Source organism: Sorangium sp. So ce321, assembly GCF_051530195.1.
Classification (GTDB): domain Bacteria; phylum Myxococcota_A; class Polyangia; order Polyangiales; family Polyangiaceae; genus Sorangium.
This window is the reverse complement of the sequence record NZ_CP150329.1, coordinates 1,335,730-1,361,906: the sequence shown is the minus strand read 5'-3', so window position 1 is coordinate 1,361,906 and position 26,177 is coordinate 1,335,730. Positions and strand designations below refer to the sequence as shown.

Annotated in this window: 21 protein-coding genes; 12 read left to right on the top strand and 9 right to left on the bottom strand. The window is 68.5% G+C overall.

The window, feature by feature from the left end:
• Positions 1 to 36: 36 nt before the first annotated feature.
• The 3 genes from WME89_RS05290 to WME89_RS05280 form a co-directional block, all read right to left on the bottom strand.
• Entirely contained in the window at positions 37 to 678 is a 642-nt protein-coding gene (locus tag WME89_RS05290; RefSeq protein ID WP_438011893.1) for a hypothetical protein, read from the bottom strand.
• 167 nt (positions 679 to 845) lie between these two features.
• Positions 846 to 2,069, bottom strand: a complete 1,224-nt coding sequence (locus WME89_RS05285) for an aldose epimerase family protein (protein WP_438008162.1) — start codon at positions 2,067 to 2,069, stop codon at positions 846 to 848.
• Positions 2,070 to 2,246: 177 nt separating this feature from the next.
• Positions 2,247 to 3,923 (bottom strand): pectate lyase family protein, encoded by a 1,677-nt coding sequence (locus WME89_RS05280; RefSeq protein ID WP_438008161.1) that lies wholly within the window; start codon positions 3,921 to 3,923, stop codon positions 2,247 to 2,249.
• A gap of 353 nt (positions 3,924 to 4,276) precedes the next feature.
• Here WME89_RS05280 and WME89_RS05275 point away from each other — a divergent pair, with 353 nt between their 5' ends.
• A complete protein-coding gene (locus WME89_RS05275; protein ID WP_438008160.1) occupies positions 4,277 to 5,248 on the top strand; it encodes a hypothetical protein in 972 nt (323 codons plus the stop codon).
• 112 nt (positions 5,249 to 5,360) lie between these two features.
• On the opposite strand, the gene WME89_RS05270 is transcribed toward WME89_RS05275, so the two are convergent.
• On the bottom strand, positions 5,361 to 6,128 hold the full coding sequence (locus WME89_RS05270) for a thaumatin family protein (protein WP_438008159.1): 768 nt from the start codon (positions 6,126 to 6,128) through the stop codon (positions 5,361 to 5,363).
• A gap of 444 nt (positions 6,129 to 6,572) precedes the next feature.
• Here WME89_RS05270 and WME89_RS05265 point away from each other — a divergent pair, with 444 nt between their 5' ends.
• Positions 6,573 to 7,478 carry a LysR substrate-binding domain-containing protein gene (locus tag WME89_RS05265; RefSeq protein ID WP_438008158.1) on the top strand — a complete coding sequence of 302 codons (906 nt, stop codon included), beginning with the start codon at positions 6,573 to 6,575 and terminating at the stop codon, positions 7,476 to 7,478.
• Positions 7,479 to 7,593: 115 nt separating this feature from the next.
• Here the strand turns inward: WME89_RS05265 and WME89_RS05260 are convergent, their stop codons facing one another.
• Positions 7,594 to 7,995 (bottom strand): RidA family protein, encoded by a 402-nt coding sequence (locus tag WME89_RS05260; RefSeq protein ID WP_437757007.1) that lies wholly within the window; start codon positions 7,993 to 7,995, stop codon positions 7,594 to 7,596.
• Positions 7,996 to 8,210: 215 nt separating this feature from the next.
• Complete coding sequence (locus WME89_RS05255) at positions 8,211 to 8,567, bottom strand: methyltransferase (protein WP_438011892.1); 357 nt, start codon at positions 8,565 to 8,567, stop codon at positions 8,211 to 8,213.
• Positions 8,568 to 8,684: 117 nt separating this feature from the next.
• Here WME89_RS05255 and WME89_RS05250 point away from each other — a divergent pair, with 117 nt between their 5' ends.
• From WME89_RS05250 to WME89_RS05240, 3 genes are all read left to right on the top strand, one after another.
• Positions 8,685 to 11,873, top strand: coding sequence for a glycoside hydrolase family 3 protein (locus tag WME89_RS05250; protein WP_438008157.1), 3,189 nt, complete (start codon positions 8,685 to 8,687; stop codon positions 11,871 to 11,873).
• A 53-nt stretch (positions 11,874 to 11,926) separates the two neighbouring features.
• Positions 11,927 to 12,241 (top strand): aldo/keto reductase, encoded by a 315-nt coding sequence (locus WME89_RS05245; protein WP_438008156.1) that lies wholly within the window; start codon positions 11,927 to 11,929, stop codon positions 12,239 to 12,241.
• 434 nt (positions 12,242 to 12,675) lie between these two features.
• A complete protein-coding gene (locus WME89_RS05240; RefSeq protein ID WP_438008155.1) occupies positions 12,676 to 14,271 on the top strand; it encodes a hypothetical protein in 1,596 nt (531 codons plus the stop codon).
• A 157-nt stretch (positions 14,272 to 14,428) separates the two neighbouring features.
• Here the strand turns inward: WME89_RS05240 and WME89_RS05235 are convergent, their stop codons facing one another.
• Positions 14,429 to 14,758 (bottom strand): hypothetical protein, encoded by a 330-nt coding sequence (locus WME89_RS05235; RefSeq protein WP_438008154.1) that lies wholly within the window; start codon positions 14,756 to 14,758, stop codon positions 14,429 to 14,431.
• A gap of 304 nt (positions 14,759 to 15,062) precedes the next feature.
• On the opposite strand from WME89_RS05235, the gene WME89_RS05230 reads away from it, so the two are divergent.
• From WME89_RS05230 to WME89_RS05210, 5 genes are all read left to right on the top strand, one after another.
• Positions 15,063 to 16,088 (top strand): aldo/keto reductase, encoded by a 1,026-nt coding sequence (locus tag WME89_RS05230; RefSeq protein ID WP_438008153.1) that lies wholly within the window; start codon positions 15,063 to 15,065, stop codon positions 16,086 to 16,088.
• A gap of 1,128 nt (positions 16,089 to 17,216) precedes the next feature.
• Positions 17,217 to 17,819, top strand: coding sequence for a hypothetical protein (locus WME89_RS05225; RefSeq protein WP_438008152.1), 603 nt, complete (start codon positions 17,217 to 17,219; stop codon positions 17,817 to 17,819).
• A 128-nt stretch (positions 17,820 to 17,947) separates the two neighbouring features.
• Positions 17,948 to 20,104 (top strand): TonB-dependent receptor plug domain-containing protein, encoded by a 2,157-nt coding sequence (locus tag WME89_RS05220; protein ID WP_438008151.1) that lies wholly within the window; start codon positions 17,948 to 17,950, stop codon positions 20,102 to 20,104.
• Between the two features lie 8 nt (positions 20,105 to 20,112).
• Positions 20,113 to 21,126 carry a hypothetical protein gene (locus tag WME89_RS05215; RefSeq protein ID WP_438008150.1) on the top strand — a complete coding sequence of 338 codons (1,014 nt, stop codon included), beginning with the start codon at positions 20,113 to 20,115 and terminating at the stop codon, positions 21,124 to 21,126.
• 134 nt (positions 21,127 to 21,260) lie between these two features.
• Positions 21,261 to 22,670: an ABC transporter substrate-binding protein gene (locus WME89_RS05210; protein ID WP_438008149.1), complete on the top strand. Its 1,410-nt coding sequence runs from the start codon at positions 21,261 to 21,263 to the stop codon at positions 22,668 to 22,670.
• Between the two features lie 47 nt (positions 22,671 to 22,717).
• Here the strand turns inward: WME89_RS05210 and WME89_RS05205 are convergent, their stop codons facing one another.
• Positions 22,718 to 23,638: a helix-turn-helix domain-containing protein gene (locus WME89_RS05205; RefSeq protein WP_438008148.1), complete on the bottom strand. Its 921-nt coding sequence runs from the start codon at positions 23,636 to 23,638 to the stop codon at positions 22,718 to 22,720.
• A 209-nt stretch (positions 23,639 to 23,847) separates the two neighbouring features.
• Positions 23,848 to 24,453 (bottom strand): MarR family winged helix-turn-helix transcriptional regulator, encoded by a 606-nt coding sequence (locus WME89_RS05200; protein ID WP_438008147.1) that lies wholly within the window; start codon positions 24,451 to 24,453, stop codon positions 23,848 to 23,850.
• Positions 24,454 to 24,563: 110 nt separating this feature from the next.
• Between WME89_RS05200 and WME89_RS05195 the strand changes: the two genes are divergently transcribed.
• Entirely contained in the window at positions 24,564 to 25,064 is a 501-nt protein-coding gene (locus WME89_RS05195; RefSeq protein ID WP_438008146.1) for an SgcJ/EcaC family oxidoreductase, read from the top strand.
• 147 nt (positions 25,065 to 25,211) lie between these two features.
• Positions 25,212 to 26,099: a LysR family transcriptional regulator gene (locus WME89_RS05190; protein WP_438008145.1), complete on the top strand. Its 888-nt coding sequence runs from the start codon at positions 25,212 to 25,214 to the stop codon at positions 26,097 to 26,099.
• The last annotated feature ends 78 nt before the right edge of the window (positions 26,100 to 26,177 follow it).

Sequence of the window (26,177 nt, the reverse complement as noted above, 5' to 3'; positions counted from 1 at the left end):
AAGCGCACGCCCCGATCTGACCGACGAGAAAGCGCGTCAGCGCCTGGCGTTTCGCGGCCGGCGACGGAACGTCAACAGCGCGAGGCCCACGGCGACGGCCGCCGCGTGCGAGCTCTTCGGCTTCGCGCCGCCGACGGCATAGGCGCATCCGCCTGAGTCAGACGCGGTATCTGACCCGTCGCCGGGATCGCCGCTGCCAGCAGTGACGCCCGTGGCGCTGCCGCCCGTCGCGCCGCCGCCGGCGCTCCCGCCGTCCCCCGCGGCGCCGCCGCTCCCCGCAGCGGGTCCGGCGCTGCCGACGCTCTGGTCACCCCCGGCGCCGCCGCCGCCCGAGCCGCCCATGCCGCCGCTGCCGCCAGGACCCGAACAGTCCGTCTCTGGATCGGCACCACCGGCCCTGTCGAGGCCGAAGAACGCGAGGATGGCGTCGTGCTCGTAAGGCATGGAGTGCGCGCCGTCTTTCCCTGACCAGGCCTCGAACACCGTGTGGCCACACTGGGTCATCATCGCTCCGGAGGAGCCACCCATCACGTAGACGCGCTCCGGGTCGCCGCTGTACTGGGCGAGCGTGTACTTCACCATCTGAACGATGGCCTGCGTGTCGCCGCCACCGTCGTGGGTCAGCGACTTCGTCGTGCCCACGTCCCAGCAGTTCCGACCGGTGGCTTCGGGGAGGATGATGATGAAGCCGTTCTGGTCGGCCCCCGCGCGGATACCAGAGATGCCGTCCCTTCGACCCTGTGTCGTTCACGCGTCACGCGGCCGGCGGCCGCCTGGCCCGGATCACCTCTCGCTGATCGAGGAGCCACGCGCGCGCCTCGGCTCCCGCGGCGGCGCGGGGCGAGCTAGCGCGTGGAGAACGCAAAGACGATCTCGCCCTCGTAGGTCGCGCCGGCGGCGAGCTCCGTCGAGGGAAAGCTCGGTTGATTGGGCGAGTCGGGGAAGTGCATCGGCTCCAGGCAGAGCGCCGAGCGGCTCGGATACGGGACATTGCCTTTGCCCACGTCGCGCGGAGCCTCGCCGTTCAGGCCGTTGGCGGTGAACAGGTGCAGCCCTGGCTCGGTCGACCACACGTCCAGCGCTCGCCCGGACCCCGGCTCATGGACTGTCGCATGCAGCGTCAGCGTGCCCGGCGCGGGCTGCACGACCGCGAACGTGTGGTCGTAACCGCCCCTCGTCGGGTCGATCCGCGCCAGCATGTCGTAGCTGACATCCCCGATGTGAGCGCCCACAGGCTTTCCCGAACGGAAGTCCATCGGCGTGCCATCGACGCTGCGCAAGACGCCTGTGGGAACGAGCAGCTCGTCGAGCTCGAGGAACTGCTCGGCGTTGATGGTGAGCTCGTGCTCGGCGACGGGGCTGCCCGGGGTGTTGCTCAGGTTGAAGAACGGGTGGCTGGTGAAGTTGACGACGGTCGCTTCATCGAGGGCGGTCGCGCGGTAGCGGACGCTCAGCGCGTCCTGCTCTGTCAGCGTGTACACGACCTCGAGGGAGACGGTGCCAGGGAAGCCCGTGAAGCCCGGGGCTGCTTCCTCGCTGTCGGCGAACGTGAGGGACATCTGCACGCTGGAGCGCGAGAGCTGGACGGCGTCGAAGACGCGGAAGCGCGAGCCCAGCGGTCCGCCGTGCGAGGTGTTGGGCCGCGCGCCGTCGTTGGCGGGCAGGGTGAACGACCTCCCCGCCAGGACGAAAGACCCGCCGGTGTACTCGGCGCCGTTCACCGTGAAGGTGCCCCCGGCGATGCGGCTCGCGTAGCGCCCGATGAAGGCGCCCATCGATGCCTGCCCGGCCTTGACCGCGTCCAGGCTCGGGTAGCCGAGCACGACGTCGCCGAGGCGCCCGGCCTTGTCGGCGACCACGAGCTGCTCGATCTTGGCTCCCAGGCTCGTGATCTTCGCAAATGCGCCCTTCGAGTTCTCGATCGTGTAGAGATCCACGGCCTTGCCGTCGACGACCCCCTGGAAATCCTCGCGAGAGAGCTCGAAGTACGACGCCGAGAACTCGCGAGGAGCGATCGGGGACAGCTCCTCGCTCGCGCCACAGCCGCAGAGCACGGCATTGCTCGCCACGATCCATGTTTGCGCTCGCATCGACTCGCCTCTTGCTCGGGGGCGTTCGCGCGCCGCGGCGCCCTCGCGACCGCGGCGCGGGATACGCCCACTTCCGGAAAATCGCTGACAGGTCAGCAGGGTCGGAACGGCCTGACGTGCGTTATCCCCCCGACGTCTCGGCCGGGGGACGCCGGATCACAGCCCGCCCGCTCCCGCCTTCGACGTGACCTCGGCTTTCACCTCGGCCGCGGGCTGCTTCGTGTATTCATAGCTGCTCGCGGGCGTCCACAGGGTGTCGGTCGCGGTGAGCTCCGGCTTCTTCGCCGCCAGGGCGGACGCTTGCGCCGCGGCGAAGAGGTCCACCGCTTCGCCGTTCAGCGTGCTCTCGGCGTCGAAGAAGTACGTCTTTTCACTGGCGAAGTCGCCGCTGCCGGCCTTGTGGTAGACCGAGATGACGTTCGTCGCCGCGGCCGGCGGGCCGGCCGGATCGGCTGCGATCTCGAAGACGTTCGCCTCCGAGTAGAGCTTCGCGAACTGGCCGATGCCCAGCGCGTAGAGGAACGGGTAGTCCGGCGCGGGCTTCGCGCCGTCCGGGGGCGCGAGCGTCCCCTTGTAGTAGTTGTTGTAGACGTGGACCTTGCCGAAGCGCACGCGCGGCAGGCGCTGCGTCGCGTTCTCGTAGAGGTTGTGGTGGAGCGTCACGCTCAGGAGCCCCCAGCCGTTCTGCGGGGTCGCGGTGTCCGTGCCGCCCAGGAGGTTCGTCTTGTCGTGGTCGTGGAACCTGTTGTACGAGATGGTCACGAGGTCGGACTGCAGCGTGACGTCCACGGCGCCGTCGTGGTGCTGCACCGAGTAGTCGTGCCCTGTCCGCGGCGCCTCGAACACGGAGGGAAACAGCTTGTCCGGTCGGTCCCCGTCGCTGAACGTGTTGTGATCGATCCACACGTGGGTGGCGCCGATGACCTGGATCAGATCGTACTCCGAGTTCCAGCGGCCGCCTGGGCAGGTGAGCGGGCTCTCGGCCGTGCACCCGGGCACGTTGGTGTCGAGCCGGAACGAGTCGCCCGGATCCCAGGCCGGGAAGAAATCGAACGCGTCCTCGAAGGCGATGTTGCGTATCACCACATTGTCGATGCCGGCGCCGACGTACAGCGTGCCGTGGATGATCTTCGCGTCCGCGCCGAGCCCGAGGATCGACGTGTTGGAGCCGACCTGGATCAACGTCGTCGCCTTCTGCTTGTCCGCGGAGCGCGCCCTCGCTTCCTCGAGGGGGCCGGTGAGCGGCGGCGGCTTGCCGTTGACGAGCGTGGTGTTCCAGACGCTCGGCTTGTAGGCGTCGACGTAGGCCTGGAAGTCGTACGCCGGGTCGGCGTAATCCTCCTCCGTCAGGGGTCTGTTGTCGTCGTCCGTGCTGAGGTCGATCGTCCCCTTGATGTAGATGATCTTCGGCGTGCTGCTCGGCGCGGCCGGCGTGCCGTCAGGGCCCGTGGCTCCGTTCGGGAACAGCGCGGCGACGAGCTCTCTGCGGGTCGTGACGGTGAAGATGTTGTCCTCGGTCGCGCCGTCTCCGCCGGTGGTGCCGGTGGTCGTCGCCGCCCAGCCGTCTGCGCCGAGGGATGAGGGCCCGTCCGGCGGTTGCTGAATGTCGCCGCCGGTGCCGCCGGTGCCGCCGATGCCGCCGGAACCGCCAGAGCCGCCGCTGCCGCCGGTGCCGCCGGAGCCACCGCTGCCGCCGGTGCCGCCGCTGCCGCCGCTGCCGCCGCTGCCTACTTCGGGCGTTGGGTCACCCGGTCTGGAGGAGTCTCCGCCGCAACCAGAAAGCGCAGTGAGTATCGCCCATCCGAGCGTGATGGGGAGAACGGAACGTTTCATGGACCGGGGATGGTGCAAGCGGCGAGCCATCAGCGGTTGGCCCGAGGAGTCGCGGCGATCCAGGGGGGCATGCGGCGCATGTGTTAACCGGTTGCGTCAACCGGCGGTTTACAGAGGATGGCTCCCGGACGTCCACGCCACGCAGGCTATATCGAAAAATTATCCATGCATTGAAGGGCGCCCGCCGCGACGATATTTTTCTGTTCTCAGGCCGAGTATTCGCAGGACGCGCGGGGCCACCGTGAGCAAGATCGCATTGACGTGCCGACGCCGGAGATGTAGCCGAGGACATGGCTGACCACCGCGTGAGATCCCCTGTCCCTGCGCGTCGCTCCCTGGCATGCTGCCTGCCGTTGCTGGCGCTCATCGCCTGCGGCGGAGACGGCGACGGCACGCCGCCTCCGCCGGCAACGAGCGGCAGCGGCGGCACGGGCACAGGTGCGACCGGCGGGAGCGTAGCCACGACGGGCAGCGGCGGCGCCGGTGCGTCGTCGGCCAGCGGGGGAGGAATGTCCGCCGAAGCGGCTGTCAGCAGCGCGACCAGCGGGACAGGGGGAGGCGGGGACGCCACCGGCTGCACACGCGATCTTCTGAAGACCACGATCGACGCCTATTTCGAGGCGCTCGCGGCGCACGATCCGGCGACGTTGCCCCTCGCCGACAGCGTGAAATTCACCGAGAACGGCGAAGCCCTCGAGCTCGGTCAGGAAGGGCTCTGGAAGACCGCCGGCGCGCTCAAGTACGCTCACAGCGCGCTCGACACAGAGACCTGCAGCTCCGCGAGCCAGGCGGTGGTGCCGGACGGCAGCATGGACATCCCGCTCGCCCTTCGCCTCAAGCTCGAGAACCAGAAGATCATCGAGATCGAGACCATCGCCGTGCGGCCAGGGGACTACAAGGTCTCCGGGCAAGACTTCGCCTCGAACACCGCCGCCCTCATCGCGAGCGGGGATACCGTCGAGTGGGAGGAGCCCGTTGCGGCGGGAGAGCGCAACTCGCGGGACGAGCTCATGGGCTGGATGGAGAAGTACTTCTGGCTGTTCCCGCGCGGCGTCTGCGACACGGTCAGCGGCTGCAAGCGCATCGAGAACGGCGGCGGCTCGTTCAATTGCAGCGCCGGCGCGAGCTGCGATCCTGGCCAGCCGGGCTCAGGGACACCGGCGTTGACGCCTCGTCTCATCTTCGCCGACGTCGAGACGGGCATCGGGGTCGGGTTCACCATGTTCATGGGGAACACCGACATGCACATGTTCAAGATGCACGGCGGCCAGGTCTACGGCGTGAGCGCGATCCTGGGCGCGGCCAGCAGCTCCGGCTGGGAGTGAGCCAGCGTCGCTCGCGGGCCTTCACGCGACCCCGGCCAGGGATCTCGCGGAAGGGCGCGCCCGATCTCCGGCTGAACCTCGCCCCGTCGCCCCCGACATGGGAGGGAGCATGTCACGGGCAAAACACGATGTCGTAGTCCTCGCCAGCGCAGGCTGCCATCGACTCCTGGTCGTCCCCTGACCAGGAATACGCGTCCTTGCATTGCTCCTCGAAGTACACGGCCACGGGGTTCGCTGGATCGTCGCGGTCGGGGCTCACGCAGGAGACCGTCGCGCCGCTCGCGTCCTTGTAGCGACCCACCTCCGGGCACCGCGCGAGCAGGCTCTCGGGACACGAGAGCGTCCGGCAGTCCGGCAGGTCGATGGGTACGATCGCCATGGGGAGGTTGTGCGCGTCCACGTGGCTGATGTTGTACCAGTCGAAGTCGTTGAAATCGGTGTTGAGGGTCATCTCGGCCAGCGTGTGTCGGCCCCCGCCAGGGTCCGACCCGGCGTACGCCCAGTAGCGCAGCGACGACAGCGGCTCCTCGCTGGTGCCCACGTCGCGGCACGCGAACTGCCCCGGGCCGAGCTCCCCGCCGTCGATGAGGCTCCCCAGGAACTGGAGCGGCCTGTCGCACCTGTTGACGAAGGCCAGGGTGGACTTGCCGTCGCCGGCGGTGCGGCAGTCGACCTCGACCGGACCGCCGGGCGGCTGGCCTGTCGACGAGCTGCTGGCCTCGCCCGACGAGGCTCCGCCGGTCGAGCTGGATGCGGCGCTCACCGCGGTGGATCCGCCGCTCGCCGCGCCGGGGGAGGCGTCCTGCTCGGGGTCGGCGCAGGCGGCGTCGAGCAGCGCGAAGGCGAGCAGCGCGGCCGCGATCGTCCAATGTTGCGACATGGCGTTCTTCCTTGCTGCCTCGGTGACGGCAGGAGATCGACGATACCGAAAGCATGGTCCGCCGAGAAGCGACGAATCGTGGTCTGCGTGTAGGTGTGGCTGGGCTCCAGCTGACCTTGGACCAGGTGCTCGACCGGTCCTTCGCGCTCGACGCGGCGCGGGCCGCGGAGGAGGAGCGACGGCGCGCGGCGGCCGAGCAGCCCTGCACGCGAGGGTCGCGGATCCGGCCATCGCGGCGCTGCCTGGCGGGCCACACCACGAAGCGGATCCCGGCGGGGCTCCTGGACGCGCGGCGCGTGGACAGGACGCCCCCGTGGTGCTGCTCCCGCTCCTGGAAAAAAGACGCTATATCAACGGCTCATCCATGCATCCAAGGATACCGCCTTCACCCCGCGGCCTGTGGTGGAGAACCAGGCCGCGCGTCCATGAAAAGCGCAGGCGACAGTGAACCAACTTCTGGCAATGCGCGCGTTTGTCCGCCTCGTGGAGACAGGCTCTTTCAGCCGAACCGCCGACCATCTGGCCCTCCCGCGCTCGACGGTCAGCAAGCTGATCATCGATCTGGAAAAGCACCTCGGCACCAGGCTGTTGAATCGAACGACCCGTACGGTCGCCGCCACATCGGACGGGCTCGAGTACTACGGCCACGCGGTGCGCCTGATCGCCGAGGTGGACTCGGTCGATCGGGCGCTGCGAGGCAAGAAGGTCAAGCCCAGCGGGCACCTGCGGGTCGACGCGCCGGCGTCGTTCGCCACGTGTCTGCTGATCCCCGCCCTGGCCGACTTCCACCGCGAGTACCCCCACATCACCATCGCTCTGGGGATCAGCGACCGAACGGTGAATATCGTGGGCGAAGGCGTGGACTGCGCCATTCGCGCCGGCAGCCTCAACGAGATGACGATGATCGGGCGCAGGGTCGCCGAGCTTCACTACGTCACCTGTGCGGCGCCCGGATACCTCGAACGCATGGGGACCCCTTCCTCTCCCGCGGATCTGGAGAAGAGCCACGCCCACGCCGGCTACTTCTTTGCTGCCACGGGCAAGCTGGATCCGATGATCTTCGAGATGGGGAACCATCGTCACGAGGTTGCGGATTGCGCCTTTTCGACCAACGACGGCAATGGGCTCCTCGAGATGATGTTATCGGGCCTGGGCATCGGCCAGCACCTCAGACGTTGCGTTCAGCCTCATCTGGACTCGGGCGAGCTGGTCGCGATACTGGAAGACTGGACGCGCCCTCCCCTGCCCCTGCATATCGTCTACCCGCCCAACCGGCACCCCAGCGCGCGGTTGAGCGCGTTCATCGACTGGGCGATCCAGAGCTTCGGCGAAGGGGCGCCTGCCAGGTAGGAAATGCGCGGGTCCCCTCCACCTGTGAGCTTCAGTGCGAGGGTCGACTGAGTACCACCCCCTCGAGGCTCATCGCCAGCTCGCGATGGCCCCCTGGAAGCTCGAGCGACGGAGCTCAAGCGAGGATGGCGGTGACCCGGATCTCGATACGCATCTCTGGAAGCCCCAGCGCGGCGACGCCAACCTGCGTCCAGATGGGCGCATGGTTCGGCATGTACTGGCGAAAGAGCTTGACCATCGACTCGTTGACCTCGGGAGGAAACCCGCCGACATGGTAGGAGTTGACGTGGACGACATTCTCCCAGCTGGCGCCCGCTGTGGCCAAGGTACGCTCCACGTTCCGGAACGCCTGGGCAACCTCGTCTTCGAGCGATTCGGGGAACTGGAGCTCGTCATTGCAGCCGGCCTGGCCCGAGGTCTCCACCCGGTTCCCGATCTTCAGCGCCTGCGAGTAATGCAAGGCCTTCAGCATGCGCTCCCCGTAGCCGGGGGTGACGAAAAACTCTGGCTTATCCATCGAGGTCCTCGGTTCGGTACTGGTCGTTCTTCGCAGCTCGCCGAGCTGGCGCGAGCGCACCGCTCGCGACACACTCGCTCAGAAGCTCATCCGTGCCGCGCGGGATGGCACGCTAGTCGACTGTACGCATGGACGACAGCGATTGTTTTTGCCATGACTGTCCATGGGCATGGACAATCATCCGGGGCCCGCATGACGAGGACGACGGCGCCGGCTCAGCAGGGCACGCCCTCGATGACGCAGGCGCCCATCGAGGCCGGGACGATCCGCGTGAGCTGGAACGATGCGGCCGCCAGCAGCTCTCGAAATTCGGCCTCGGAGCGCTGGCGACCTCCGGTACAGACCAGCATGTTGACGTCATTGGCCGTGGCGCCCTGCGCTTCGAGCGACGGCTCGACGCGCCGCGGGTAAATCCCTTCCACGAGCAAGAGCTTCGCGTGCGCCGGCATGGCGCGGCGACACACCTTCAAGATCGCGCGAGCGTCGGCGTCGCTCCAGTCGTGGATGACGTGCTTGAGCAGGTGCGCATCCAGGCCCGCAGGGACGGCCTGCCGGAGCCCGGAGGCACGCAGGCAAACGTCACCTCACGGTGGCTGATCAGGGATGGCCGACAGAGGTCCTGATAAAAGCAGCCTGCGGGACTATAAATTTGACGCCCCACTGCGCCGGGACCATGCTCCGGCGCTGGCATGAATCTTTATAACCGATACTCCAGATGGCTGCTGGTCGCAGCCCTGACCATCCCTGTTCCCGCCTGTGGGGACGACTCAACAGATCCCCCAGATGACCCGACAGGGTCGGGCGGCTCCGGCACGGGCACCACCACCGGCACCGGCGGCAGCGGCGGCGACGGCGGCGACGGCGCGGGCACCACCACCGGCACCGGCGGCAGCGGCGGCGACGGCGCGGGCACCACCACCGGCACCGGCGGCAGCGGCGGCGACGGCGGCTCCGGCGCGGGCACCACCACCGGCACCGGCGGCAGCGGCGGCGACGGCGGCGCGGGCGGCTCCGGCGCGGGCACCACCACCGGCACCGGCGGCGGCGGCGGCGCGGGCGGCTCCGGCGCGGGCACCACCACCGGCACCGGCGGCGGCGGCGGCGCGGGCGGCTCCGGCGCGGGCACCACCACCGGCACCGGCGGCGGCGGCGGCGAGGGCGGCTCCGGCGCGGGCACCACCACCGGCACCGGCGGCAGCGGCGGCGACGGCGGCTCCGGCGCGGGCACCACCACCGGCACCGGCGGCAGCGGCGGCGAAGGCGGCTCCGGCGCGGGCACGACTGCCGGCTCCGGCGGTAGCGGCGGCGAGGGCGGCTCCGGCGCGGGCACCACCACCGGCACCGGTGGTGGCGGCGGCGCGGGCGGCGAGACAGCGGCGGTCGAGTGGCCGACGGTGACGAGCGAGATCCCGCTCGACCCGGAGATCGAGGACGCCATCACCGAGCTGCTCGCGCAGATGAGCGTGGCGCAGAAGGTCGGCCAGATGGTCCAGCCCGAGATCCTGGCGATCACGCCGGACCAGGTCCGGGAGTACCATATCGGCTCGGTGCTGAACGGCGGCGGCTCCTGGCCGGGCCGCTCCAAGCACGCGACCGCGGCCGACTGGGTCGCCCTCGCGGACGCCTATTACACGGCCTCCACCGACACGAGCGGCGCGCCCGGCGAGCACCTCGGCATCCCCGTCATCTGGGGCGTGGACGCGGTGCACGGCCACAACAACGTGATCGGCGCGACGCTGTTCCCGCAGAACATCGGGCTCGGCGCCATGAACGATCCCGGTCTCATCGAGGAGATCGGCGCCATCACCGCCACCGAGGTCGCCGTCACCGGGCTCGACTGGGCCTTCGCCCCCACGCTCGCCGTGGTGCGGGACGACCGGTGGGGCCGCTCGTACGAGGGCTACTCCGAGGATCCGGAGATCGTGAGGAGCTACGCGGGCCGGATGATCCGGGGCTTGCAGGGCCGGCCGGCCGACAGCGCGGACCTGTTCAGCGGCGCGCACGTCGTCGCGACCGCCAAGCACTTCATGGGCGACGGCGGGACCGAGCAGGGCAAGGACCAGGGCAACACCGTCTGCTCCGAGGAGGATCTGCGCGACATCCACGCCCAGGGCTACTTCTCCGCGCTCGCGGCGGGCGCGCAGACCGTGATGGCGTCGTTCAGCAGCTGGAACGGCGACAAGATGCACGGCAATCAGTACCTGCTCACCGACATCCTCAAGGGCCAGCTCGGCTTCACCGGCTTCGTCGTCGGCGACTGGAACGGGCACGGCCAGCTCCCGGGTTGTAACAACTCGCGGTGCGCCGCGGCGATCAACGCCGGGGTGGACATGATCATGGTGCCCAACGACTGGATGGCGTTCATCGAGAACACCATCGCCCAGGTGGAGAGCGGCGAAGTCCCGATGGCCCGCATCGACGACGCGGTGACCCGGATCCTGCGCGTGAAGATGCGGGCCGGCCTCCTCGGCCCCAGGGCGAGCAAGGGCGCCCCCTCGTCGCGGTCGGTCGCCGGCGACGCCGCGCTCCTCGCCGCGCCGGAGCACCGGGCCGTGGCGCGCGAGGCCGTGCGCAAGTCGCTCGTCCTGCTCAAGAACAAGGGCAGCGTCCTGCCGCTCAGCAAGTCGATGAACGTCCTCGTGGCCGGCAAGACCGCGGACAACATCCAGAACCAGTCCGGCGGCTGGACGCTGACCTGGCAGGGCACCGGCAACACCAACGCCGATTTCCCGAACGCGCAGTCCATCTACGCCGGTATCAACGAGACGATCACGGGCGCCGGGATGAGCGGCACCGCGACCCTGAGCCCCGACGGCACCGCCGCGGCCGACACCTTCGACGCCGCGATCGTGGTCATCGGCGAGACGCCCTACGCCGAGGGCCAGGGCGACATAGGCAAGTTCGAGACGCTCGAGCACGCGAACCTCTACCCCGAGGACCTCGCCGTCATCGACACCATCCGCGCCCGGGCGCCGAGTGTGCCCATCGTCACGGTGTTCGTGTCGGGCCGCCCGCTCCACACCAACAAGGAGATCAACCGGTCGGACGCGTTCGTGGCGGCCTGGCTGCCGGGCAGCGAGGGCGGCGGCGTCGCCGACGTGCTCTTCGGTGATCACGAGTTCCAGGGCAAGCTGTCGTTCTCGTGGCCCTCGGCCGACTGCCAGACGCCCATCAACAAGGGAGACGGCGAGGAGCCGCTCTTCCCGTATGGCTATGGCCTCGTGACCACCGACGCCGACGCGCTCGGCGACGATCTGCCCGAGGTCTCCACGGGCCACGGCTGCGCGGCCCCGGACCCGGGGACGGCCGGCACCACGAGCGAGCCGCTCGAGATCTTCGTGGATGGCGAGGAGAAGGGCGACTACGTGCTGCGCATCGGAGGCCCCTCGAACTGGGGCGGCACGGACGTGGGCATGGGGGCCACCCTGCCCGGCGGCGAGGTGAGCGTGAGCACCGTCGACGGCCAGATCCAGGGCAGCGCCAAGCAGGTGACCTGGAGCGCGACGGGCCAGCTCTACGCGCAGGTCTCGGCGGGCTCGCCCGGGGTCGATCTGTCGCCCTACTACAACTCGGAGACCTCGATCGTCTTCCGGGCGCGCGTCGATGCTCCGCCCGCGAGCACGCTGGTCACGCTGTCGGCCCACTGCGTGTATCCCTGCCTCGGCGACATCAACATCGCCAGCACGCTGACCTCCATCGCGGACGGGGAGTGGCACGAGGTCTCCGTCCCGCTGAAGTGCCTGACGAACAACGGGCTCGACATCACCAACGTCAACACGCCCTTCCTCATCTACTCGGATTCGCCGATGGACGTGGCGATCGAGGACGTCCGCTGGGAGCCCTTCACCGCCGGCCCCACGCCGACCTGCACGTTCTGAGCCTCCACAGCCCGCCAGGGTAAACGCTTGAACTTCCCGCCCGTCGACCGCGCGTGCTCGCCGCGCTGCGGGACGTCGCGGGCGCCACGGGCCTCTCGGTCGCGCGCGTCGCGCTCGCGTGGCACTCGACCCGCCCCTTCGTGACCAGCGTCATCATCGGCGCGAAGACGCGGGAGCAGCTCGACGACAACCTCGCTGCCGCGGACGTCACGCTCTCGCCCGAACACGTCGAGCAGCTCGACGAGGCGAGCGCGCTCTCGCCCGAATACCCTGGCTGGATGCTGGAGTGGCAAAACCGCGACGTGCGGGGCGTCGCCGGCGGGCAGATGGTCATGGACCGCGCCCGCCAGCACCTGACGAAGAAGTAGCGGCCCACGGGCATCGGCCCGCCAGCGCAGGCATGCAGTTGCGGAACTGGGACGAGCACGATTCCAGCAGGGATGCGGATCGCGTGAGGTTCTCGCGACGGCAATCGTTGCCATCCCACCTGCCTTCAGGGATGGCAATCATTGCCAGGACGGCAAAGCTTGCCATCCGCTGCTGGACCCGCGGGCGAGATCGAGTGCGCGGCAGCTGCTCCTGCGCCGCGCTCGGTTCGTCGCGCCGCACCATTTCGACGGCAGTGCGCTCACGCCACGGGTCGGCATGCCGGTTGCGATAGCGCGCTGCTAGCCGGGCTGCGCGGCCGGGGGTCGCCCCGACGAGGCGCGCCGAGCAGGTACAGCGCGAAGCGGAGCAGGCGCAGGGGCGAGCCGCTTTGCCTCGGGGCGACTCCAATCCGCCCTACGCCACAGGAGCGATCATGCATCTCCGTCATGTCTCCAAGTTCCCCTTCATCGCCGGTGTCATGTGCGTCGCGGCGTCGGCCTCTCTGGCCGCGTGCGGCGACGCGAGCGCGCCCGGCGCGCTCTCCGGCGTCGGCGCCGAGGAGCTCGTCGCGGTGGGCGAGCAGGCGCTGTCGGCCCCGCTCGACATCGACCCGCAGCGCTCCCTCATCCTCACGAAGGTCACGGACCCGATGGCCATGACCCGGTTCCCGCTCGATTTCGTCCTCAATCAGCTCATCATGCGGGCGGGGACCGGGGGTCAGCAGGACGCCCTCAGCCTCTACCGGCGCTGGTGGGACTTCTTCAACACCCGGAACCCGAACGACGACGCCCCAGCCCAGTTCCTCGACGCCCAGCACTGCGACGACAACGTGAACAGCGCCGGTGAGGCCCTCGTCGGCGGCTTCCCGATCCAGTGCCCCCGGCGGGAGGGCCGCCTCGCCGCGAGCGATCCGTTCGATCCGAGCTCGCCGGACTTCATGGAGCCGCTCGCGGTCGTGAACCGCTTCGATCTCGCGCCGCTGGACGGCTCGCATTGCGGCGAGTACCGGATCATCTACGGCAAGAAGACGGCCGGCTTCGCCGACCGCAACCTGATCATCGTCGAGGCCCAGCTCCCGAACCCGCACCCCGAGTGCGGCCTGGACGCCTGCCTCCCGGTCGCCGAGTTCTGGGCCAACCTCTCGACCTTGAACGGCGCCGATCGCGCCAACGCGCTCGAGACGTTCTTCACCGTGGGCCTCGTCGACGCGGGCTTCGGTCCGGTGCTCCACCCGGACAACTTCGCCGACGCGGTCCACGGCCCCGCCGGACACCGCGGCACGGGCCAGATCCGCACCAACCAGTTCATGGGCGCTCCCGGCGCCCCCAGGACCATCCAGGACGATCAGGTCTGGCAGCTCCACGACTTCAAGCTCGTCAAGGTCTTCGACGGGTTCGCGGGCGAGCCGCGGCTCGTCTTCAAGCCGGTCGCGGTGAAGGAGAACCCCTTCGGCAAGCTGTTCAGCCCGAACCTCGACAACGATCCCGTCAAGAATTGGTTCATGAACGACTTCATCGAGTCGGTGGACAAGCTCACGCCCCTCAGCTCCGACATCAATGATATCCAGCTCAAGGGCTCGACGCAGGACGTCTACAACGCGGGCCAGAGCAGCGCGGACGACAGCAACAACTACCAGGTCCAGCTGACGAACAACTTCGATCTCCGCGCGCGGATCGGCGCCGAGCTCGTGCGCCTCGGGAAGAACGGCATCTTCTCGGCCGACGACGTGGCCAACCGCGCGACCACCCAGTCGTGCGCCGGGTGCCACCGGCTGAGCTCCGGCGTCTCGCTCGGCAACGGCGTGACGTGGCCCGCCCAGGGCACCACGTTCACGCATGTCGACGAGAGCGGGACGCTCTCGACGACGCTCACCGGCCACTTCCTCAAGCACCGCGAGACCGTCCTCGAGGCATACCTCGCGGAGCACGCGGACGGGAGCACGTGCGCGCCCGCGGCGGCCCTGGCGGCGCCGCCCTCGGCCGACAGCGACGAGCCGGTCCCCACGCTCGGCGGGTCGACGACGCACTGATCGCGCGAGGGGCGCCTCGGTCCCGCGAGGCGCCCTCCCCTCGCCGCCGCGCGCGGCGGAGCGCCGCCCGGCGCACGGGGCGGCGAGCGCCAGGGTCGGCGCGCGGGGCCGGCGGCGTCCACGCCGCGAGCGGCGGCGGGGAGACGGCGCCTGCGCCTCAAGGCATCGAGAGCACCTCGAGGCGCGGCGGCTGCGCCCCGTTCTGATCGAGATTGTAGCGGTCGGATGTCGCCGTCGAGATGCGGATACCGAGGCACCCGCCCCCCGGACGCAAGGTCGACACGAGGGGGCTCACGTCCACGGAGACGGTCTGGAAAGCCGCGCTGGCCGGGACTCGTGCGTAGAACTCGCCAGCATCGAAGTCGCTCGGGTTGACCACGCTGTCTCCGGAGTACCAGTAGACGTCGGCTCGGTCCTGGGTCGAAAGAGCGTGGTCCGGGCGGCGCCGAGCGCGCTGCGGGGGCGCGTCGGCGTGCCGTGGGCACACGTGTCCGTCCGGGCGTTGGTCTGGCCCGGGAGGCGCGTCGCGAGACGCTATACGGCGTCACCGGGCGCCTTGCGGCGCAGAACGGTGCTTTTCCAGTACGGTGGCCCCCGGCTCGGCGGGGCTGCACTGGACCTCCTTGCCGCGCGGGGGAGGGCCGGCGGCGCTTCGGCACCCGTCACGGTAAAAGCTCGAGCGCGCTCGAAGTCAAGGGGCGCACCTGGCCACGTTTTGTTTTGCCGGCCAGCCCTTGACTTCGAGCGCGCTCGAAGACCTACCCCTCCGGACACACAAGGGAGAAAGCACGATGCGATACAAGCTCCTCGGGAAGACAGGCCTCTACGTGTCCGAGCTCTGCCTCGGCGCCATGACGTTCGGCGGGAAGGGCTTCTACGAAGTGATCGGCGCGCTCGGCACGAGCGAGGTCGAGGCCATCGTCGGCACGTCGCTCGACAGCGGCGTCAATTTCATCGACACGGCGGACGTCTACTCCGAAGGCGAGTCGGAGAAGCTCGTCGGCGCGGCGCTCAAGGCCCTCGACCGCCCGCGCGAGCAGGTCGTCGTGGCCACCAAGGTGCGCGGGCGCGTGGGCCCGGGCGTGAACCAGGTGGGCCTCTCGCGGGCGCACATCCTCGCGAGCATCGACGCGAGCCTCCAGCGGCTCGGGCTCGATCACGTCGACCTCTACCAGATCCACGGCGTCGATCCCGTGACGCCCATCGAGGAGACCGTGCGCGCCCTCGACCACGTGGTGCGCTCGGGCAAGGCCCGCTACGTCGGCTTCAGCAACCTGCCCGCGTGGCTGGCCATGAAGGCGATCGGCTTCGCGCAGGCGAACGGCCTCGCGCGGTTCGAGAGCGCACAGGTCTACTACTCGCTCGCGGGGCGCGACATCGAGCGCGAGATCGTACCCATGGCGCAGTCGGAGGGCATCGCGATCCTCCCCTGGAGCCCGCTCGCGGGCGGCATGCTGTCGGGCAAGTTCGATCCGGAGAAGCCGGGCGGCCCCGAGGGCGCGCGGCGCTCGAGCTTCGACTTCCCGCCCGTCGACCGCGCCCGCCTGCCGCGCGTGCTCGCCGCGCTGCGGGACGTCGCGGGCGCCACGGGCCTCTCGGTCGCGCGCGTCGCGCTCGCGTGGCACTTGACTCGCCCCTTCGTCACCAGCGTCATCATCGGCGCGAAGACGCGGGAGCAGCTCGACGACAACCTCGCCGCCGCGGACGTCACGCTCTCGCCCGAGCACATCCAGCAGCTCGACGAGGCGAGCGCGCTCTCGCCCGAGTACCCTGGCTGGATGGTGGCGTGGCAGAACCAGTATCTGACGCAGAAGTAGCGGCCCACGGGCATCGGTCCGCCAGCGCAGGCATGCAATTGCGGAACTCGAACGAGGACGACGGGTACCCGCGGGCACCACCACGTCCACCTCGGCGGGCGGCGCCGGAGGCGGCACCCCCGGGCATTCTGGGAGGGCCTGACGACGGATCGCACCCCCTCGGACGGCATGCACCCAACCCGGGCCCAGCTCTCAAGCCCCGGACCTGGGGAGCTCGCCGCAGACGAGGTGCCAGAGTGCGATGAACGCCGAGATCCGCGTAGGCCGAACCGCTTCGTCACGATCCGCTCAGCCATGGATTTGGCGCGCCCGGGGACCGCCATCCCCTGGGAGCGCAGCAGGCCGATGACGCGCCGCGCTCTGGTCAACGACCTGGCGAGTCCGAGAAGGCCCGCGACCCGGCGAAGGTCGCCCCGACATCGCCGTCGCGGAGAGGCACGATGTGATCTTGATTAGTACGCTGGGCTCGGGTTGAACCGAAGGGCCCAGGCCCATCCGGTTGTGTCTTCCGCTACTGTCCATGAATCATGCCGCGCGTCAGAGATCCTGTCAGCTTGCTGACCACCGCTTCGCGGCGCGCGCGCGCGGCGCACGAGGCTTGTTTCCGCGGGGCGCCTCCCCGCGACGCACCGCGCGTCCGCTTCACGGCCGCCTCGCCCTAACCGCGCTTCGTGCGGCCATGACCAGGGGGCGCTTGACAAGGAGGGTTGATCCTCGGATACGCTGGCTGCTCACGATCACCGGGAGGGCATGAGGGGGGTGGATAGGTGTCGCGCGCGCTCCACGCGGGGACGACGGTCAGCGGCCGTGGTTGCCCTGGAGCACCTCGCGAAGCGAGCGCAGGCCACGCACCGCTGGATACGGTCATGGACGCGGCGCGACGACGAGCGTACGCGGCGAGGCGACGACTTGATCTCTCCATTTCGACCCGGAGCTTCTCACCGTATTGTCGAGGCTCTGGCCGCGTGTGTTCGGAGCGGGACGGCCGGGTTCTGGCCCTGGCGACCTCTGCGGTCCTCGCGCGCGTCGGCGGTCCTGCTCGCGACGGCTCTGCTGCTCGGGTGCTGCCTCCTGCTGCTCAGCCCCCCGAGCACTGCCGGCCCCGAGGCCACGCTCTATGTCTACGCGGTGACACCGCTCCGCGCTCGAGCGCTGGAGCAGAAGATCGAGGAGTCGATGCCCGGCGTCGATGTCACGGTCTTCGGAAAGCTGACCGATTTCAGGACGGCGCTCGAGGCCAACCCGCCGAGCGCGGCGCTCTCGCCGAGACCGGTCCTGGCCTCGCTCAACCGGACAGCCGACCTCCAGGGCCTGAAGGCGGGGAGCGACGCGGAGCAATACCTCCTGGTCTCGACGAAGGCGCTGAGCAAGGACATGCTCTCATCGCTCAGGTACGGGATCATCGACCTGGTCGACCGAAAAGCGCTCCCGAAGTTCGTCGCCGGGCTCCTGGGCGTGAGCGACGCGCCGGAGGTCCAGCGCGTCACGAAGATCGAGGCTCTGCTGCCGCTGCTCCAGTTCCAGACGGCCGACGCCGTGCTCCTCCCGGAGCGGTTTCGCTACGATTTCGAGTCCGAGAGCAAGATGCGCCTCACGACCCTCAGCCTCTCGACGGCCAAGGTCGGGCTGGTGGCAGTCACGTTTTTGAGCAATCGTCAATTCATCGAGATCGCGATCCGGAAGCTCCCCAAACACGTGTTGGCGGATCTGGGGGTCGACGAATGGAGATGAGGTCGACGTGCCCCCGCTTCCGGCGTCTGCTCTTTCGGGAGCAGTCCGACCACGCCGGCTGCAATGGAATTATGACGACCAGGACACACAGCCACCTACCCCAGAAGCGCTTGCGCAGCAGGGCGACCGTGACCGCCGGTCTCCTGTGGCTGATGGCGCCGAGGGTGGCCCATTCGCAGTCGGCCGTTCCCGCGGAGAATTTCGACGAAACCGCGCTCAACCAGCTCTCGCTGACCAATTTGCTGGACATTCGCGAGGTGACGACCGCGAGCGGCGGCAAGGCAGAATCGCAGGACCTGTCCTCGGCGAACGTCTTCGTCTATACGCGTGAAGACATCAAGCGACATGGCTGGAGCTCGCTCGCGGAAGTGCTGGCGCACGTCCCCGGTCTCTACGTGATCGACGATCTCGTCACGCCTACCATCAGCGTGCGCGGCACCACGGGTGGACTCGAGTCCGCCACCCGCATCGTCAAGGTCATGATCAACGGGATCGAGGTTTCATTTCGCCCCAACATGACGGCGTTTCTCGGACCCGAGTACGTACCGATCGACGCGGTCGAGCAAATAGACATCGCTCGTGGTGCGCTGTCGGCGGTGTATGGCACGAACGCTTTCATCGCGACGATCAACGTGATCACCCGCGAACCCACCGAGGGGGGCCACGGCGCTGCTGGTCTGGGCTACTCGACGTCCGGGGCGAGCGGGCTCAGTCGGTGGGCCACCGTCACCTACGGCTCGGAACACCTGAGCTTGCTTATGTCCGTATCGGATTCGAACCTCGATCGCTCGGGCCTGGCCGTGCAACAAACGTTTCCGAAGCAAGACCCAACAAGCGTCCAGTACAAAGATTTCTTCGAAACGAGCTCCAAGGGTGACTTGGCACGTCCGGCGAGCTTCTACGCGAATCTTCGACTGTCGCGCGAGGGACTCGGCGAGCTGACGGTTCAGGGCGGAGCGCAGCACCACGATGCCTATGGAGAGTTCCAGTCCTTCTCAGCGCTCACGCACAACTCGAAGTACGTCATCGACAACTACTGGGCCTCCGCCAGGGGCGAGCGCAAATGGTCGAACAAGCTCTCGACATGGGCGTCGCTGGGGTGGTCGCAGGGGGCGCCAGCGGCGGACGACCTGCAGTATCTGTCCGGAAGTCAGCAATATGCCTACCATCGCAACTTCTCTTACCACGCTTTCGACGGACGTCTGGGGCTCGCGTTCGATCCTGTGAAGTGGCTCAGCACCGCGCTCGGCTTCGATGCGGCGATCGAACGACATCGCGTTCCGTTCTATACTCAAATTTATCGCCAACCAGCGGCAGGGCACTCGCCAGGCTACGAAGAACCTCTCCTTCCCGATGGCACGGCCGAGTTTCAGCACATCACCAACATGGCGGTGCACGGCCAGGTCGCCATTCAGAACCTCAAGATCGCGCCGGACCTCGTTATCCTCGGCGATCTCCGGCTAGACAAGTCGAACCTTTACCCCGCCGCGACGAGCTGGCGGACAGCTGTCGGATATCGACTGTTCGACGACGTCACGGTGCGAGTGGTGGGTGGTCGCGCCTTCCAAGCTCCGTCGGCGTTGCTCCTGTTTGCTAACCCCGGCTTCGGAACGACAGGGAATATTATTGGCAATCGTTCCGCCGTGGGCCAGCTACCGCTCTTGCCACAGCTGGTCGAAAGCGGCGAGTTCATCCTCAACGTCCGGGCGTTCGAGGCCATCGAGATCAGCTCATCGGCCTTCTACCAGCGACTCGAGCGCAGCATCGATCTCGCGACGAACGGGCTCGGTTTCATCGCGAAAAACGGGCCTACTCGCAACTTCGTCGGCACCGAGCTGACCATGAGACTGGCTCACGGAAGGTACCATGGGGAGGTTGGGCTTGCGTATCAAGAGCAGTTCAACTCGGATGAAACGGACCCGAGCAAGGACCTCGCGTCGCCACCGCTCTTTCCCAATGTGTGGGGGATGTCGTCGTTCGGGCTTGATATTCCGGAGGCGTACCTTCAGACGACGGCCACGGCGCGTTGGGTGGGCGAGCGCGGACCGACCGAACAGAACCTCCGCCTCAATGACGGAAAGCCATATACGCTACCCGCCTACACGCGAGTCGACTTGATGGTCTCCAGCCACGGCCTCAAGCCGCTTCCGCTCGGCGAAACCCGGGTCTCGCTGGCAATCCGTAACCTCACCGGCGCCCGTTATTCGGAGCCCGGCCCCGTCGGCATGGACCTGCCCACACTGGGACGAACATTCACCATACAATTGGCACAGGAGTTGTGGTGAGGTCGCGGATGAAGCTCGCCGCCCTGCTGTTGGTAGGCTGTGGCATTTCTTGTGCCGCGAAGGCCTTCCTTCCGCTGATCCCACCAGCTCCGCCCGATCACGGTCGGGGGATGCACCGGCCCGCGAGCGCTCCCACCATCCTCGTCGTCATGCCAGCCAGCGAGCACGTCGAAGGCGTTTGGAAGGGCTTGAGGGATGAGCTCTCGCGCGACTTCGAGGTCTTCGAGCAACGCATCAATGAAGAGTCGGGCCCGGAGATCTTGGCAAAAGATATTCAGGCGATCAAGCCCGCGAGCGTGGTCTTGATGGACAACGCGACGGTGCAGCTCTACCGCGCCTATCAAAACGCTCAGCCCGCCGGGACGCAGTTTCCCCCTACGGTCATCACGATGACGTCGTTCCTGGAAGACAGCTACCACAGGGTGCAGAACGCCACCGGCATTGCGTACGAGATCCCCGGCGTCACTCAGTTTGTGAAGCTTCGGTCCATCATCAAACGCCCGGTGCGACGTGTAGGAGTCGTCTACCGGGCTCCGTTCGCGAGATTCATGGCCCGACAGCAGAAGCTGGCAGAAGTAGAGCAGATCGAGATCGTCGGCCAGGAAGTCGGTCGGGACCCTCGCCGCACCGAGGTCGCGACAGCGTTAGAGTCGCTGGTGGAAGACGAAAAGATCGATGCTCTCTGGGTGCTCAATGACAACATCCTACTGAAGCCGCGATGGTTGGCATCCATCTGGTTGCCAAAGGTGGGCAAGAACTCCCGCATTCCGGTCATCGTCGGCGTCGCATCGCTCCTGACGCCGGTCCAGCTGGGCACGTTTGCGATGGTGCCTGACCATGCCGCGTTGGCGGTCCAGACGGCGGACATGGTGTTCGATCTGGCCGACGGCGGCTGGCAGATCCGTCGCCCCGCCATTCAGCTACCGTTGGAGATCAACACGATCGTCGCGCTCGAAAGAGCTCGCAAGCACTTCGGCTTGAAGGAGTCTGCGCTCCGGTCGATCGACCAGACGGTCGAGTAAACGGAACCTACAAACAAGAACAGCGCCGCCTCGGTTCGGCTCAGCCGCTGGCCGCCCATGGTCTATGTGGTGCAAGGTCGGGCCTTCTGTTCAGACCTTGGTTTATACATTCAACCCACATCAAAAGGTGCCCTGTGCGAAGATACATCATCCTGGGAACGTGTCTTGCGATGTCTGGCTGTGCCAGCAATGGCGGATCTGGCAGTGATGACGCCACCAAGGAGTCTACCGTCGTCATCGGGGCGATCCTCCCGGACACGGGCCTGAATGCGAACCCCTACATGATCCAGGCTGCAGAGATGGCGTTCGAACAGTTCAATGAGGCCCTCGCGGGGACGTCCGCGAGTCGAGGTCTTCGCTTCAAGCTCGAGAAGCGCGACGACCAGAGCGAAGCCACGAAGGTGAAACCGCTCGCCACCGAGCTGCTCGGCCTGGGGAGCCCCGTGCTCGTGACGGCCACGAGCGTCACCAGCATGACCGTCAACAACATGAACTATGTCGCCGATTCCCCGGCAAAGGTCCCCGTCGTGTGCGGCTCTTGCACCAACATGAATCTGAACAATCCCAGCGCCGCCCCCACGCCCGCGACGGATGCGCCCGGCTATCAAGACCTGGATAACTGGCTGAGAAGGACCACCATCACGGCCACCAGGCACGCCGAAATCATGTTCAGAGACATGTTCTCCCGGGGCTCCGAGGGCGATGGAGATCTCGATGGAGATGGGGCGGTCAATGTGTCTATCATTGCCGGCGATGACCGTGTTGCGTACACGGGTGAACTGAGGTCTGCTCAGCATCCTCCGAACCCGGACATCGTCGATTACGAGCTCCTCGGGGTGGATCCTAATATAGATCCCAACACTATCGATTTTGCTGGACTGCTCGCAGGGGCGTTCGACAAGGTCAACGCGGATGATCCCAGCAAGGCGAAGGGGCCGCCCGATTTCATCATCAACTGGGTGCTGCCCACGCTCGCCGTGGGTGTCGCCAAAGCCTACAAGCAGGCAGGCTATACCGTGCCGATGTTGAACAGCTCGTCGTTCCGCCGCGCCGCCATTCTGCAAACCATGGGGACGGCGGCCGAGGGCCAGGAGGGCGTCTCGAACCTTTGCTGGACCGCCGACGCGTCCGGAGAAAACTTCGCCAAGGCCTTCGCCGAAGAGACCGGCGCCGATCCTGCAGGTTATGACTCGTCCGTGTATGATTCGATGGTGGTGGCGCTTCTGGGTACCGTGAAGGCAGCCCTGGCTCTGGACGATCCGTCGAAGGTGACGGGACCCGACGTCAACGTGGCGCTGGACCAGATCAATGACCCTGCCGGGACGATCGTGCGAACCGGAACGGAGGAGTTCAAGAAAGCGATCGAAGCCATCGCCGCCGGCAAGGCCATCAACTATGAAGGGCCATCAGGCCCGTGCGACTTCGATTCGGTTGGCGATGTCAAGGGGGACATCGCCGTCTACAAGGTGCAGAACGGCCAATTCGTAGAATTGCGAACGTACGCCTGCACAGAGGATGATACCTGTCCACTCGCGACAAAGTGAGAGACGATCTCGGCGTACAAGACTGGCGGGATTCCTGAAGCGCGAGGCTAGGGCGCCGGCCGGCCCGCCGCCGCGCGTGCCGGGCGCCTCCCGCGGCCGCCGTCGCTGCCGCGCGCCGCCGCCGCTCGGGTGGAGTGCCGGACGCTGCGCGCGTACTGGCCCGGGGTGAGCCCGACGATGCGCTTGAAGTGCCGGTTGAGCTGGCTCTGATCGCAGAGCCCGACGCGCGCTGCGACCTCGGACGGCGGTATCCCCTGGGCGAGCAGGCCCTGCGCGCGCGCGACGCGGAGGTGGGTGACGTAGGCGTACGGCGGCAGGCCGACGTGATCGCTGAACGCGCGGCACAGGTGGAACTTGTCGAGGCGCGCGTGCGCGGCGAGATCGTCGAGGGACAGGGGCTCGGTGAAGCGGGCCCGGACGAGCTCGAGCGCGCGGCGCACAGGGGCCCCCCAGGCCCGCTGGCTGTCCGGCTCGGCGGGGCCGCCGGTGAGCTCGACCAGCGCGCGCAGCGCCTCGGCGAGGGCGGTCTGCAGCGCGAGCGGGTCGGCGCCCGGCTCCCGCAGGAGCGCGTGCAGGCGCGCGAGCGGCGCGCCGGCCGGCTCGCGCTCGTCCAGCGCGAGCCGCGGCGGCGGCGCGAAAGGGCGGCGACCGAGCGCGAGGCGCGCCTCGTCGAGCAGCGCGTCGTCGAAGAGCACGATCTGGAAGCGCGAAGGGCCGTCGCGGCGCACGTCGCGGTGGACCTCCCCCTGGAGCTTGACCTGCAAGGTGCCCGGCCGGCTCGTCCACGTCTTGCCGCGCGCCCACCACTCGCAGCTCCCTGACTCGCTGGAGACGGTGGCGAGGCGATCCTTCACCGACCGGTGGAGCCGCGCGTCGCTGCGGAAGCGGGCCACGCAGAGGCCGGGGAGCGCCTCGGGGGAGGAGATCTCGACACGGAAGGGATCGTCGGGCTCGAGGGCGGGCAGCACGCCTCAAGGATAGCGGGTCCGGGCGCGGCGCGGCTTGGGCGTTCTTGGCGCGGCGCATTCCGCCAAGCTCGCCCAAGCCGGGCGGGAGGCGCGGGCGCATCGTCGGGGTGGAGCTTCGCGGAAGGGCTCCGCCGGGCCGACGGGCGGGTATTTCGATCGGCGGGGGCGGGTGCCGTGGTGAGCGCTCGCGCGCCCCTGCCGCGGGCCCTTCAGGGGGCCCGGCGCGGGCGCGCCTTCGTGCGCTTCACGTCGCTGGCGTCGCTCGCGGCGCGCGGCGCGGCGCTCGCCGGGGCGGCTCCGGGCCCTGCCGGGCCCTGCGGCCCTGCCGGGCCCTGCATGCGGGCGATCTCCTCGGCCATCAGCGCGATCGCCTGCTCGAAGAAACCGCAGATGAGCTGCAGCTCGGCGAGCGAGTAGCGCCCGCAGAGCACCGCCCACCGCTCGCGGAACGGCGCGAAGAGCGCGCCGATCTCGGCGTAGCGCTCGACCACCGGCTCGACCACCAGCTGCCGCCGATCGCTCGGGTGCTTCACGCGGCGCACGAACCCCGCCGTCTCGAGCCGGTCGAGCACCCCCGTCACGCCCCCGGAGGTCAGCCCCGTGAGCTGCACCAGGTCGCCCGGCGTGACCGGCCCCGCCTCCGCCGCCCGCCGGATGACGTCGAGGTACTTGTGGTCGGTGCCCTTCAATCCCAGCCGCTCGGCGATCGCCTGATGAAAGAGCACCGACTGGGTGCTCAGCTCGCGGCCCAGCCGGTCGCCCAGGCTGTCGACCAGCTCGCTCACCGCCTTCGCGCTCGTCCGTCTCGCGGCCATCGATCCCCTGTCGCCTCGACCCGCCCGCACTCTACCCGAGCCGCAGCTCGCTTGACAAGTCTTGGTAATTATCTTACTTACTAACAGACTTACCTGACAGGAGGTTTTCGATGGATCGTTCGACCGACGAGGCGGCCATCCGGCGCATGTTCGAGGCCCTGAGCGAGGCGTGGGCGCGCGAGGGCGCGAGCGCCGTCGAGAGGTTCTACACGCCCGACTCCGACTACGTGACGTTCGACGGCTCGTGGCTGCGCGGCCGCGAGGCGAACCGCAGGGTGCACGAGGAGCTCTTCGCCGGCGTGCTCGCCGGCACCCGGCTGGTCGGCGAGATCGAGGGCGTGCGCTTCCTCGGCCCCGACACGGCGTTGGTCGTCAGCACCGGCGCGGTGCTGTGGCCCTGGCAGAGGGTGGCGCCAGCGAGCCGGCGGTCGCGCCAGACGCTGGTGGTCGTGCGCGGCGACGACGGGCGCTGGCGGATAGCGTCGTTCCAGAACACCCGGGTTCAGCGGCTGCCCCCGTCCGACAGCCTGTTCATGCGCCTCTTCGTGGCCGTGCTGCGCTTCCGCCTCGCCCTGTGGCGACGGCGCCACCCCGAGGCCCTCGCGTCCTGAGCGCCCGGGCGGCCGACGCCCGTCGTCGACAAGCGCGCCCGCGACCCGCGCCGCCTTGCACCGTGAAACCAGGTGCCTTCATGGCTGAAGGACGGTCTCTGGCGCGCTTGTCGACGACGGGCACCGATGGTAGGCCGGTTTCCACGGATGCAAAGCGCAGTCTCTCCGCTCTGGGACGATCTCCGCGTGCTCCTCGCGCTGCACCGCCATCGCAGCTTCCTCGCCGCGGGCAAGGCGCTCGGGGTCTCGACCTCCACGGCGGCGCGGCGCATCGACGCGCTGGAGGCGTCGCTCGGGAGGCCGCTCGTGCACCGGAGCAACGGCGGGACGTCCGTCGAGCCCGACGCGCTCGACCTCGTGGCGCTCGCCGAGCAGATCGAGAGCGGGCTCCACGCGATCCGCCGTGATGAAGGCGAAGAAGCGCTCTCCGGGACGGTGCGCGTGTCGCTGGCCGACACCATCGTACAGCCCGTGACGCAGCTCCTCTGCGAGCTCCGGCGGCTGCACCCGGGGCTCCTGCTCGAGATCCTCTCGGAGACGCGGCTCGTCGATCTCGCGCGGCGCGAGGCGGACATCGCGATGCGCTCGATCAAGTCGTCGTCGCCCGCGGTCGTGCATCGCGCGGTCGGGCGGGCCTCGTTCGGGCTCTACGCCGCGCCGAGCTACGTCGAGCGGCGGCTCCGGGGCGGGCGCCTGAAGACGGCGGATTTCGGGCGCCACGATTTCGTCGGCTACGAGGGGACGCTGGCGCAAGGGCCGAAGATGACGTGGCTCATGACCCACGGGGCGAAGCGCTTCGTCGTGCGGTCGAACTCGCACTTCGCGCTCCTCGAGGCGGCGCTGCAGGGGCAGGGCATCGTGCTCATGTCCGACCCCTCGGCGCGCTCGACGGCGGGGCTCGTGCGGCTCGAGGTCGACGCGGAGCTGCCGTCGGTGCCCATCTTCCTCGCGTACCATCGCGAGCTGCGGAACGTGCCGCGCGTGCGCCTGGTGCTCGACGCGCTCGACGCGGCGGTGCGCAGCGCCCTCCGGTAGCACCTCGTCCAAGGACGACCTTGCGGTGGCGAGCCGTTGCGATCCGTCGCATCCGCCGGGACTCCGGGCCGGCGTGGC